The sequence below is a fragment of the Pseudomonas sp. F8002 genome (genome assembly GCF_013385495.1).
Lineage (GTDB): Bacteria > Pseudomonadota > Gammaproteobacteria > Pseudomonadales > Pseudomonadaceae > Aquipseudomonas.
In genome coordinates, this window is the sequence record NZ_JACAPW010000057.1 from 1 (window position 1) to 11,347 (window position 11,347).

The window sequence follows — 11,347 nt, forward strand, 5'->3', positions numbered from 1 at the left end:
CGCTGTAAGAGCGGAACCGATATAAGCCATCACCCAAATAACGGATATGTCCCCAACACCGCGGAGCTACAAATTCCGGCTATGCCGATAATCACTGACCGCCTCATACACCGCCTTACGCAACCGGTTAATCCCCCCAATCGGCCGATGCGCCTCCACCCCAAACCACGGATTAAACGACTGATTATCACAAGCCAGGTTCAACGCCGGCGTATCAAAATCCTGCGCCGGAATCACCACCTTGGCCACCGTCTCAAACGGCGCATCACTCTCTTTCCACTCAACGCTGGTGTCCTCGATCGGCATGAACTTCTGCGGATTCTGCCGCTGAATCTGCAACACAAAACACGCCGCCACCCGGTCCGTCGACAGTTGCTGATTCAACGCACTGCGCAAAAAGTTCGGCAAGTCCTGATTCTGTTTGGGCAGCACATACGCAGGACACCCCTGGGGATCCGGCGCCACCCGAAACTTCGCATTCGCCGCCCCAAACTTATACGGCGACACCGAGAAATACGTCGTCTGCGTAGGACTCACCGGCGGCGGCGCCAACGTCGCCAGCGCGATAAACAAATGCCGCACCTGCCAACTGCGCGGATCCACCCCGGGGAAAAACGCCATGACTTTCTTGCCATCGGCCTGAGCCGAAATGTTCTGCGCATACTCCGCCACATCACTGACGAAAAAATTCGGATGGCTGAACATCACAAAGTCCTGCTCACCCCGCGCCTGCTGATCCGCCAGCAGCTGTTTGCCTGGCACGTCCAGCAACTTGATCGCCATCCCCCGGGCATCCCGGATGCTGTCGAACTGCGGATACGCATTGCCGTTGGACAGTCGCATCATCGCCTGCCAGGTCTTGCCCGGCTCGGCGAACACGCCCTGGCGCAGGGCCGGGTCGAGGTCCGCCAGTACGCTGACCTCGGCCTTCACGCAGCCATGGGCCTTGGCATGCGCATCCCGCAGGTAACGCGTGCCCTCGCGGTGTTGGTCGACGATGCGCACGGCGGTCTGGATGATGCCCTGGGTCATGGCCGCTTCCCCCGGCGGGATCTGTTCGTCCGGCGATACCGGGCCGCTGTGCTGCCAGGCAAACCACAGGGTGGACAGCAACCAGCCCAGCAGGCCCAGGCCCACCAGCCACAACAGGGTCTTGCCGAGAAACGCGCCGAGGCGCAGCCAAAGTCGAGCGAGCATTTAAAAATCCTTTTCTGCGAAGTCGGTTGGGTCAGGGCAGTTGCTGTTCCAGCGGGCCGCCCAGCACTTTCAAATATTCCAGCAGCGCCCAGCGTTCCTGGGGCAGCAAGCCTCGGCCAATCACACCGTTGCCACGCTGCCCGGCACGGAATTCGTGGCCGCTGTTATGGTTGCCGGTGATGCGCGTATCGAACAGGAACGCGTTGGGGAACGCGGCGGTTTGATAGCCCAGGTGGCGCGGGTCGTATTCGAAGGTGCCTTTATAGAAGGTCGGGCTGCGCTCGTCCTGAGGCGAGAGCAATTGGTAGATCGTCGGCACCGAGCCGTTGTGCAGGAACGGCGGTGTCGCCCACACCCCGGCCAGGGGCCGTGCCTTGTAGGCACGCAATTCGCGTACGCCGATCGGCAGGCCGAAGCCGTCCAGGCGCGGGCGTTCGGCAGGTGTCACACCGGCGGCACGGTAGGCGTGGTCTTCGACAAAGGCGGTGATGTAGGCCAGGCCTTTGGCTGAAGAGAGGTTGCGCAGGTCCAGCGGCTCGGTGGGCGTGGGGTGCAGTTCGACGTTCATTTTCGCCAACTCCGCCGGGTCCCATTGCAGGGCGCTGAGGTCGAAGCGGTGGTCAGCGATATTGTTGGCGGTAGTGGGGTCGGTGCCGATGACGTCCACGGGGAGCATTTTCAGCTGCCGCACCGGGCGGCCATCGACCTGGGACACCGCTGGCACGTGGCAGCCGGCGCAGTTTTCCGCGAACAGTGCGCGACCCTGGGCGGCCAGCGGTTTGTCGATCGCGCCGAACAGGTCTTCGGGCCAGGTGGGTGGCTTGAGCCGTTGCAGGGTTTCTTCGATGGTATTCAGGTCGCGAACCCGCACGCTGGAGGCGTAGCGCGCATCGCCCTGGAGCGGCTGGCCGGCGTTGTCGAAGAAGTCCAGGGTGGCGCCGACGCCCAGGGCTTCGCCGATATTGCGGGCCATGGGTTGCTGGGCCGAGCCGTTCCATTGCACCCAGTCGAAGGTCCAGATGTCCCACAGTTGCGGGTAGTCCACCGGGGCGTTGGCGATGCGGTAGTTGTCGGGGGAAATGGCGTCGCCGAAGCTGGCGTTGGCGATACGGCCAAAGGCGTCGGTGCGGCCCGGGCCTTCTTCGGTGGGGTAGAGGCCACGGTGGGTGTCGTTCCAGGCGACTTTCAGGAAGTTGTTCAGGGACTTCTTGAAGTCCTGGCGCAGTTGCGCTGCGGTCTGGTCGTTGTAGTCATGGCCCAGCAAGGTGCGGGCAAAGCGCTCGAATTTCCACGGGTTGTAGTAGGTCGAGGCCAGGCTGGCGACCAGTGCCTGGCCGAAGCTGCCGCCGCGCAGGGTCGGCACGCTGGACGGCAGCACATGTTGCGCCGGGCCACCGTCGATCCGCAGGCCCTGGCCTTTGAAGTTCAACTGGCCGGTGTGGCAGGCGGCGCAGGTGATGTCGAGGAACTCATCATTGCTGCCGGCATTTTTATGCCGGGCGAAACCCACCGGCAGGTTGCCGGGGTTCTGCGCGGTGGGCACCTGCCTGGGGTCTACCAGAAAACCAAAGCGCGCCAGGTACTCGGGCGTGGCGAAACGCTGCTCGGAGAACGGCAGTTCCAAGGCGGTAAACCAGGCATACCGCAGGCCCTTGACCTGGGTGCCCTGGGGCGTGAAGTAATAGGTCTGGCGATCTGCGGCGCTCCATTGGTCCTGGTAATGCACCTGTTCCACCGGCACGTAAACCGGCAGCTTCGGGTTGACCACGTAATAGAGCACCACCGCCAGGACCAGGCCCAGCAGTATGAAAATCATCAGCAAAACACGGGAAAAAATGCGCAAGATAACTATCCTTGTCGAGTTGTAGCGTTCTTATGCCATCAGGCCAGCAGTGCGGCAAGTGGCCATGAGTCTCGTTCCAGCGCTGCTGCCGTCCGTTGCAGGGCCCTGGATTGAATGAAAATGCTTTTAAACACGTGAACTTATCAGAAGTTTCCTGCTCACATGCCGGTAGCCATTGGTCGTGGCCGCCTGATAAGCTCGCGACTTTACTCGAATGCCCTTTTGGCACACGAACAAGGAAATAGCATGAAACAGCATCGGTTGGCGGCGGCGGTGGCCCTGGTTAGCCTGGTACTTGCGGGTTGTGATTCGCAAACCAGCGTAGAGCTGAAAACCCCGGCGCAAAAAGCTTCCTACGGTATCGGCCTGAACATGGGCAAAAGCCTTGCTCAAGAAGGTATGGATGACCTGGACTCCAAAGCGGTAGCCCAAGGCATCGAAGATGCCGTCGGCAAGAAAGAACAGAAGCTGAAAGACGACGAGCTGGTCGAAGCCTTCGCCGCACTGCAAAAACGTGCTGAAGAGCGTATGGCCAAGATGAGCGAAGAGTCGGCAACTGCCGGCAAGAAATTCCTCGAAGAAAACGCCAAGAAAGACGGCGTTGTCACCACTGCTTCCGGTCTGCAATACAAGATCGTGAAGAAAGCCGACGGTGCTCAACCCAAGCCTACCGACGTAGTGACTGTTCACTACACCGGCAAGCTCACCAACGGCACCACCTTTGACAGCTCCGTGGATCGCGGCAGCCCGATTGACCTGCCGGTCAGCGGCGTGATTCCGGGTTGGGTCGAAGGCCTGCAACTGATGCACGTTGGCGAGAAGGTCGAGTTGTACATCCCGTCCGACCTGGCCTACGGTGCCCAGAGCCCGAGCCCGGCGATTCCAGCCAACTCCGTGCTGGTATTCGACCTGGAACTGCTGGCCATCAAGGACCCGTCCAAGGCAGACGCTCCTGACGCACCGGCGGCTCCTGCTGCCAAGAAGTAATCAGCGCCTGAACACACAACGCCCCGTCTCGACGGGGCGTTGTTGTTTCTGGCCTGTGCGATCGTGCGATCGTTCCCACGCTCTGCGTGGGAATGCATCCCGTGACGCTCTGCGTCACGACCGCGCATTGCTCAAGCCTAGCGCTAACAGCGAGCGCGGAGCGCCACAGGCGGCATCCCCACGCAGAGCGTGGGAACGATCAGTTGAATCCAGGGCAAATTCAACCGAACCCATGCGGGCTAGAGCAGTCTGATAAAAGACCCGAGTACGGGTAGACGCAGATTATCTCCAAGTCAATGAATTCTTGGGTTTTTTTTATGTGCGCAAAAAACGCCCGATCTGACTGTAGGCCTTGTATTACGTGGCTTTCAGCCTGGAAAATAGGCTCTGTTCACAAGGTTATCCACAATTTGTGTGGATAACCTTTTCTGTCGCCTGGAACTGGAGTGACGATGAAAGCCCCGTTTAATTTCACCCGCTTCCTGCCCATGGCTGCTCGCCTGCTTGGCCGTGGGCGCTTGCCGACGTTGCTGTTCGCGGTCGCCGCCAAAGGCTCGAGCCAGGGCAACCGGCTGGGCAAGCTCAAGGACGATCTCAAGCTGCTCCAGGCCTTGTGCCTGGCCTACTGGCGCGGCGAGTACCGGGCCATCAGCCCCAAGGCGCTGATTTCGGTAGTGGCAGGGTTGATGTACTTCCTGAGCCCGATTGACGCGATCCCGGACTTTATCCCGGTGTTCGGCATGCTCGACGACATTGCTGTGCTGGCGTGGGTCATGAAGACCCTCGACGGCGAACTGAGCGCCTTTCGCGCCTGGCGCGAGCGTCAGCTCCCCGAGAAACTTGCGGTGGTTGAGCGCCTTCCTGCGACGCCTCAGTTGCTTACGCAAGAACACCTGAAAAAAAACTGAACCTTGGGAATATCCCCCTGCGCTCTTTGTGGCTGTTAGGATTACACTCCTAAGGAAAGTACTTACGAAGTAAGTGTTGTGATCCTACGGGGCAGTCATGGATATTCAGATAATTACAAAGGATGGCGAGCCCGAATATGCGGTTCTGCCATGGGCTCAGTATCAGGCGCTGTTAAAAGCTGCCGGTCAGCAACAGCCAACGCTTCCCGCTTCGACCATTAGCCAAGCCACTGCCGAACCGGATCTGCGCCCCCTGGAGCAGCTGCGAAGCCTGCGCGAGGCCAAGGGCCTGGCCATCGAGGTTCTGGCGCGCACAGTGGGCATCAGCCCGTCTTACCTGGGCCTGATCGAAAGCGGTGAACGCCAGCCGGACGCTGCCATCCGCCGCAGCCTGGCCTGGGAACTTGGCGTTGCAGGTTGGAGGGACGAAACGTGAGCGTACGCATCAGCCGTCAACATTGGGATGGGTTACTCAACGAGCTGGACCAGGCGCGCCGACAGCGCCACCTCTTGACCTACCGCGCCTTGCTGGAGCGCCTGCAATTTCCCACGCCGGCCATGCAGACCCTGACGGCTGCGCTGGAGCACCTGGCGGCGCTGGATGCCAAGGCCGACCAACCACTGCGCAGTTCCCTGGTGATCAGCCAGGGCGCCAGTCGCCTGCCACGTACCGGTTTCTTTGAATGTGTGGAGCGTCTCGGGCGCTTCTGCGGGCCGTCCGATGGCGTGGCCGCGGCGTCGTGGCACGCATCCGAAGTGGTGCGAGTATTTGAGTACGATTATCCCGAGTCAGCGGAGGCGTAGTGTTCTGGAAGCTCAAGGCGTATGCCAGTTACTGGCTGGCGCGCAAGTTGTTTCATTGGTCCTGGTTCGTGCGACAGCCGCGTGGCTGGCAGTGGCTTGAAGGCCAGTTCGCGCGCATGGCCAATCTGGGCGACGTAGGAGCACAGAGTTTCTACGGACATATCCTGACGTTTCGTGGCAAGGGCCTCGGCGCCCGTGAAGAAGGCGTGCGACTGTTGCGGCTGGCGGCCCTGGCCGGCGACGGCAAGGCGGCCTACCAGATTGGGGTGTTGAGCCTTGCGGGCAGCCTTGGCAAGGCGCCTGATCCGCTGGAAGCGGCACGCTGGTGGAAAATCGCCGCCCGAGCCGGGCACCCGTTGGCGCAGATGCGCCTGGAGCAACTCTGATCTAGAGCGGCTGCGGTTCTGCCTGGCCCAGCTCCAGGCTGTCAATCACATGAATGCTGTAGCCCGCCACGTTCTTCGCGTGGTGCTTGGCTTGCGAGGCCAGTTCCGCCAACTGGCTGGCATCGAGTTGTCCACAGGCCTGTGGATACAAATGCACCACGCCGATGGACAGCGACAGCAGCGCAAACTCCTGGCGCACGCCCTGGCGGTTCAGTGCAACGAAACAGCCCGCGTCCAGATGCTCGCTGCGATAGAAGCGCCGGCACTGGGTGTGGAAGTCGTCCAGCAGTTGGTTCAGCCGCTTGCGCCAATCCTGCGGCCCCAGCACCAGCAAAAAGTCATCACCGCCGATATGCCCGACGAAGTCGCGGCTGGGGTCTACCCGGTCGTTCAGGCATTGCGCCAGGCACAGCAGCACTTCATCGCCCCGGCCATAGCCGTAGATATCGTTGAATGGCTTGAAACTGTCGATATCGACGTAGCAGATCACAGACTCGCGTTGTTGCTGCAACAGCCGCGTCAGGCACTGCTGGATGGGGACGTTGCCCGGCAGCAAGGTCAGCGGGTTGGCATAGCGTGCCTGCTGGATTTTCAGCTCGGTAATCAGCTTGAGCACATCGATCACCCGGCCCAGCCCCAGATAATCGCCGTTGAGGGTGATGATGAAATCTTCCTCGATCCGCTGGCGTGCGCGACTGGTGAGCAGGCGGCTGACCTGCTGCAAGGACTGGCTCAGTTCCACCGCGAGAAAGTCATCGCTCATTAACCGGCTGATGGGCTTGCGGGCGAACAGATCGGTGGCGAACGGCTTGAGCAGCGCATCCGACAGCGAGTGCCGGTGCACGATGCCAATCGGGTGGCCACGCTCATCCAGCACCGCCAGGGAATTGAGGTTGGCCTGGCGCCGGAAGGCTTCCAAAACCTGCGCCGTGGCGGTGTGCTGGCCCACGGCCGGTTGTTCGTTGAGCAGGGCGCTGAGGTCGCTGCCTTCGTCGTTCAGCGCGACGTTGGCGTTGTCGGGCTTGGGCAGCATCAACCGCGCTTCCTGCGGCGGGTGTTCCTGGGGGCGGCAGAGCAGGTAGCCCTGCACCAGGTCAACGCCCATTTCCGTGAGCACCGCCAACTCTTCCGGCAACTCGATGCCTTCGGCGATGACCTGGGCCCGGGAGGCCTTGGCGATTTGCAGGATGGAGCCGACAAACTCGCGCTTGAGGGCGTCCTGGTGGATGCCGTCGATAAAGTGTCGATCGATCTTCACGTAGTCCGGGCGCAGCTCCGACCACAGCCGCAGGCTGGAATAACCGGCACCCAGGTCATCCAGGGCAATCGAAAAGCCCATGGCGCGGTAGTGGTGCAGCGCGGTTTGCAGCAGTTGAAAATCGTCGGTCGGGGTTTGCTCGGTCAGTTCGATCACCACCTGGCTGGGCGGGATGCCGAAGTCGCTGAGCAGTTGCAGGGTACGGCCGGGCTGGTGGGCGGTCTCCAGCAGGGATTCGGGTGAGACGTTGAGAAACAGCTTGCCCGGCAGTTTCTGCTCGCTGAACCGCCGGCAGGCACTTTCCCGGCAGACCATCTCCAGCTCACTGAGACGCCCGGCGTGACGGGCCACGGAGAACAGTGCGACAGGGGAGTGCAACGGGCTGTTGGACGGGCCGCGACTGAGGGCTTCATAACCGATGACGCGTCGTTCAGACAGGGAAATGATGGGTTGGAACAGGCTGTGCAAACTGCCTTGAGCCAGGATTGAGCCCAATGCATTCAGCTGTTCGGTCATGGTCATGATTTTCTCGGGTCGAAAAAAAAGGACCTGCTTTGGCAGGTCCTTCATTTCACGACAGAATGATGTCTATTTGATGACACTCCGAGGAGCGTTCACATTAAATCGCCATCATTTACTGCTTGGCCACCGTCTTGCTGATCTTCAAGTAGTCCAGCAGGATGCGCCCGGTCTCGCTCAGGTAGGCATCATCTTCCGGCTTGGTTTTATCAGGCTCGGCGGCGATCGCGTCTTCGTCTTCTTTCTTCAGTTCCTTGAGCGGGGCTTCGCCTTTGGCCTTGCGGCGGGCGTTCTCCAGCACCAGTTGCTGATTCTCGATGTCGGTGTGCTGCGCACGACGGTCGGCTTCGTTCAGGCTGACGGTTTTCTCTTCCATCAACTTCTTGGCCAGGGCCAGTTTGTCGCGGATGAAGATGAACTCGGCATCCTTGGCGGAGCGGGCTTCGTGATCAGCTTTCAACTCTGCGATGTACGGTTTGAACGGGTCTACCGCAGGCTTGATCGCAGGACGGATAGTGTCCCACGGCATCGCCTCGGGCAGGGCGCTCTCGCCGATTTCCTTGGTGTCGATGATCGACGGGAAATCGACGTCCGGCAGTACGCCCTGATGCTGGGTGCTCTGCCCGGAAACCCGGTAGAACTTGGCCAGCGTCAGTTTCAGCTCGCCATGGTTCAGCGGCTGGATGGTCTGCACGGTGCCTTTGCCGAAGGTCTGGCCGCCGATGATCAGCGCACGGTGGTAGTCCTGCATCGCGCCGGCAAAAATCTCCGAGGCGGATGCCGAGAGGCGGTTGACCAGCAACGCCATCGGCCCTTTGTAGAAGGCACCCGGGTTCTCGTCTTCCAGCACGTCGACACGGCCGTCAGCGTTACGCACCAGCACGGTCGGACCCTTGTCGATAAACAGACTGGTCAGCTCGGTGGCCTCCTGCAAGGAACCGCCGCCGTTGTTGCGCAGGTCGATGACCACGCCGTCGACTTTTTCCTTCTGCAATTCTGTGAGGATTTTCTTAACGTCGCGGGTGGTGCTCTTGTAGTCCGGATCACCGGCGCGGAACGCTTTGAAGTCCAGGTAGAACGCCGGGATCACCACCACGCCGAGCTTGTAGTCCTTGCCATCCTGCTTGAGGTTGAGGACTTGCTTCTGGACAGCCTGGTCTTCGAGTTTCACCGCTTCACGGGTGATGGACACGATCTTGCTGGTCTGGTCGTTCGGTGCGTTGGTGTGCGGAATCACTTCCAGGCGCACCACGCTGCCTTTCGGCCCGCGGATCAGCTTGACCACTTCATCCAGGCGCCAGCCGACCACGTCGACCATCTCTTTGTCGGCCTGGGCCACACCGATGATCTTGTCGGCCGGGGCAACCTGCTTGGTCTTGTCGGCCGGACCTGCCGGCACCAGACGCACGATCTTCACCTGGTCGTTATCGCTTTGCAGGACGGCACCGATGCCTTCCAGCGACAGACTCATGTTGATATCGAAATTTTCCGCGTTATCTGGCGACAGATAATTGGTGTGCGGGTCGTAGGACATTGCGAAGGTGTTGATGTAGGCCTGGAAGATATCTTCGGCACGGGTCTGATCCAGACGTGCCAGCTGATTCTTGTAGCGCTTGGTCAACAGTTCCTGGATGGCCTTCGGCTCTTTGCCGGCGATCTTCAAGCGCAGGACTTCATCCTTGACGCGCTTGCGCCACAGGTCGTCCAGCTCGGCTTCGGTGGTCAGCCAAGGAGCGTCCTTGCGGTCAACCAGCAAGGTCTCTTTCTTGGTGAAGTCGAACTTGTCGACACCTTTGTCCAGCTCACCAATGGCGAAGTCCAGACGCGCTTTGACGCGGTCCAGGTAGCGCTTGTAGATGGTGAAGCCGGGCTGCAGGTCACCGCTCTTGAGGAAGTCGTCGAACTGCGTCTTCCACTTGTCGAACTCGGTGATGTCGCTGGCCAGGAAATAGCTGCGCGAGGGATCCAACAGCTTGAGGTAGCTGTCGTAAATGATCACCGAACGAGCGTCGTCCAACGGCGGCTTGCTGTAATGGTGGCGCTTGAGCAACTCGACGACGTTAAGGCTGGCAATCACCTCATCGCGATCAGGCTGAAGGTTGTCCCAGCTGTTGGCTGCGAACGTATTGCTCGACAGCGGCAAAAGGCCGATACCGATAAAAAGAGCGAGGGCGGTGCTGGGGAACAAATGCTTCATGCTGATTCGACGCGGGGGCAATTGATAACGCATATTAGGCCGTCTTTGAAGTCGCCGGTTCCATATGGGCCGGTCGCATAATGCAAAAAGCCCGACGCTACAGCAACGGGCTCAGTCCAGACTCACTATGGAGGCACTGTGAAAGCATTGCAAGGCGTTGAAGGTCATGTGGAGTGGCAAGAAGAGCCAAGTCCTACATGCGATGTAGGCCAAGTACGCATTCGCGTGGCGGCTGCGGGCCTGAATCGCGCCGATTTATTACAGCGTTCGGGGCTTTATCCGCCACCTCCCGGTGCCAGCCAGGTGCTGGGCCTGGAGTGTTCCGGGGTGATCAGCGAAGTCGGCGCCGGTTCGTCGTGGCAAGTGGGTGATCGGGTTTGCGCCTTGCTGGCTGGCGGCGGGATGGCTGAAGAAGTGGTGGTGGATGCGCGGCATGTGCTGCCGGTGCCGGATGGCGTATCCCTGGTCGAAGCGGCCGGGTTGCCCGAGGTATACAGCACCGCGTGGTTGAACCTGTTCCAGTTGGCGGGCCTCAAGCCCGGTGAGAAGGTGTTGTTGCATGCCGGCGCCAGTGGGGTGGGCTCGGCGGCGATTCAGTTGTGCAAGGCGTTTGGCAGCCCGTGTTGGGTCAGCGTGGGGTCGGCGGATCGCCTTGCGTACTGTGAAGCGCTGGGGGCTCAGGGGGGTGTGGTACGTACTGACGGCATCGAGGGCTTGAGGGATTTTGGACCGTTCGATGTGATTCTTGACCCGGTGGGGGGGAATTACGCGGCGCTGAATCTCAAGCTGGTGGCGCGTGATGGGCGCTGGGTGTTGATTGGATTGATGGGGGGGCGTGAGGCGCAGATCGATCTGGCGCAGGTGTTGGCCAAGTGTGTGCAGGTGTTGGGGTCGACTTTGCGCAGTCGGGATGATCAGTTCAAGGCTGACTTGTTCAGTGACTTGAGCCAGCATGTATGGCCGTTGTTTGCCGAGGGGCGCTTGAGTCCGCAACTGGCCAGGACGTTTCCGATCAAGGATGCCGAGGCTGCGTTTGCGGAGCTGGCGACTAATCGGATTTCAGGGAAGCTGGTGTTGGTGATTGACGAGAGTCTGACCTGATTTCAGATGCGACATTTGTGTTGGGGGGGAGTTGGGCTGGGTGTATATCCGTTATTTTCGTAACGGCGACTATTGGTTCCGCTCTTACAGCGGCTCACTTTTGAAGAGCGCAAAAGTAAGCAAAACGCTCTTGCCCCACCACTCGGC

Annotated in this window: 10 protein-coding genes; 6 read left to right on the top strand and 4 right to left on the bottom strand. The window is 60.4% G+C overall.

What is annotated here, in order from left to right; translation table 11 throughout:
* Window positions 1-66 precede the first annotated feature (66 nt).
* Window positions 67-1,197, bottom strand: a complete 1,131-nt coding sequence (locus tag HX811_RS31305) for a catalase family protein (RefSeq protein ID WP_177021326.1) — start codon at window positions 1,195-1,197, stop codon at window positions 67-69.
* A gap of 31 nt (window positions 1,198-1,228) precedes the next feature.
* A complete protein-coding gene (locus tag HX811_RS31310) occupies window positions 1,229-3,040 on the bottom strand; it encodes a di-heme-cytochrome C peroxidase (RefSeq protein WP_177048779.1) in 1,812 nt (603 codons plus the stop codon).
* 246 nt (window positions 3,041-3,286) lie between these two features.
* Here HX811_RS31310 and HX811_RS31315 point away from each other — a divergent pair, with 246 nt between their 5' ends.
* The 5 genes from HX811_RS31315 to HX811_RS31335 all read left to right on the top strand — a co-directional run bounded on the left by HX811_RS31315 (window position 3,287) and on the right by HX811_RS31335 (window position 6,125).
* The gene (locus HX811_RS31315; protein WP_003211122.1) at window positions 3,287-4,027 is read left to right on the top strand and encodes an FKBP-type peptidyl-prolyl cis-trans isomerase; all 741 of its coding nucleotides are present in this window, start codon (window positions 3,287-3,289) and stop codon (window positions 4,025-4,027) included.
* 452 nt (window positions 4,028-4,479) lie between these two features.
* On the top strand, window positions 4,480-4,935 hold the full coding sequence (locus tag HX811_RS31320) for a YkvA family protein (protein WP_003211120.1): 456 nt from the start codon (window positions 4,480-4,482) through the stop codon (window positions 4,933-4,935).
* 97 nt (window positions 4,936-5,032) lie between these two features.
* The gene (locus HX811_RS31325; RefSeq protein WP_177048781.1) at window positions 5,033-5,371 is read left to right on the top strand and encodes a helix-turn-helix transcriptional regulator; all 339 of its coding nucleotides are present in this window, start codon (window positions 5,033-5,035) and stop codon (window positions 5,369-5,371) included.
* Entirely contained in the window at window positions 5,368-5,739 is a 372-nt protein-coding gene (locus HX811_RS31330; RefSeq protein ID WP_003211116.1) for a hypothetical protein, read from the top strand. Before HX811_RS31325 ends, HX811_RS31330 begins: the two co-directional genes overlap by 4 nt.
* Window positions 5,739-6,125, top strand: a complete 387-nt coding sequence (locus HX811_RS31335; RefSeq protein WP_003211114.1) for a sel1 repeat family protein — start codon at window positions 5,739-5,741, stop codon at window positions 6,123-6,125. Before HX811_RS31330 ends, HX811_RS31335 begins: the two co-directional genes overlap by 1 nt.
* Window position 6,126: 1 nt before the next feature.
* On the opposite strand, the gene HX811_RS31340 is transcribed toward HX811_RS31335, so the two are convergent.
* Window positions 6,127-7,905, bottom strand: coding sequence for a bifunctional diguanylate cyclase/phosphodiesterase (locus HX811_RS31340; RefSeq protein WP_023659268.1), 1,779 nt, complete (start codon window positions 7,903-7,905; stop codon window positions 6,127-6,129).
* A gap of 112 nt (window positions 7,906-8,017) precedes the next feature.
* Window positions 8,018-10,099 (bottom strand): carboxy terminal-processing peptidase, encoded by a 2,082-nt coding sequence (locus HX811_RS31345; protein WP_023659269.1) that lies wholly within the window; start codon window positions 10,097-10,099, stop codon window positions 8,018-8,020.
* Window positions 10,100-10,237: 138 nt separating this feature from the next.
* On the opposite strand from HX811_RS31345, the gene HX811_RS31350 reads away from it, so the two are divergent.
* Window positions 10,238-11,200 (top strand): zinc-binding dehydrogenase, encoded by a 963-nt coding sequence (locus HX811_RS31350; RefSeq protein ID WP_177048783.1) that lies wholly within the window; start codon window positions 10,238-10,240, stop codon window positions 11,198-11,200.
* Window positions 11,201-11,347 lie beyond the last annotated feature (147 nt).

What these genes read in the sequence shown, in the direction of transcription:
- HX811_RS31320 (WP_003211120.1), top strand. Translation starts at nt 4,480, where the DNA reads ATGAAAGCCCCGTTTAATTTCACCCGCTTCCTGCCCATGGCTGCTCGC.
- HX811_RS31325 (WP_177048781.1), top strand. Translation starts at nt 5,033, where the DNA reads ATGGATATTCAGATAATTACAAAGGATGGCGAGCCCGAATATGCGGTT.
- HX811_RS31315 (WP_003211122.1), top strand. Translation starts at nt 3,287, where the DNA reads ATGAAACAGCATCGGTTGGCGGCGGCGGTGGCCCTGGTTAGCCTGGTA.
- HX811_RS31345 (WP_023659269.1), bottom strand. Translation starts at nt 10,099, where the DNA reads ATGAAGCATTTGTTCCCCAGCACCGCCCTCGCTCTTTTTATCGGTATC.
- HX811_RS31340 (WP_023659268.1), bottom strand. Translation starts at nt 7,905, where the DNA reads ATGACCATGACCGAACAGCTGAATGCATTGGGCTCAATCCTGGCTCAA.
- HX811_RS31305 (WP_177021326.1), bottom strand. Translation starts at nt 1,197, where the DNA reads ATGCTCGCTCGACTTTGGCTGCGCCTCGGCGCGTTTCTCGGCAAGACC.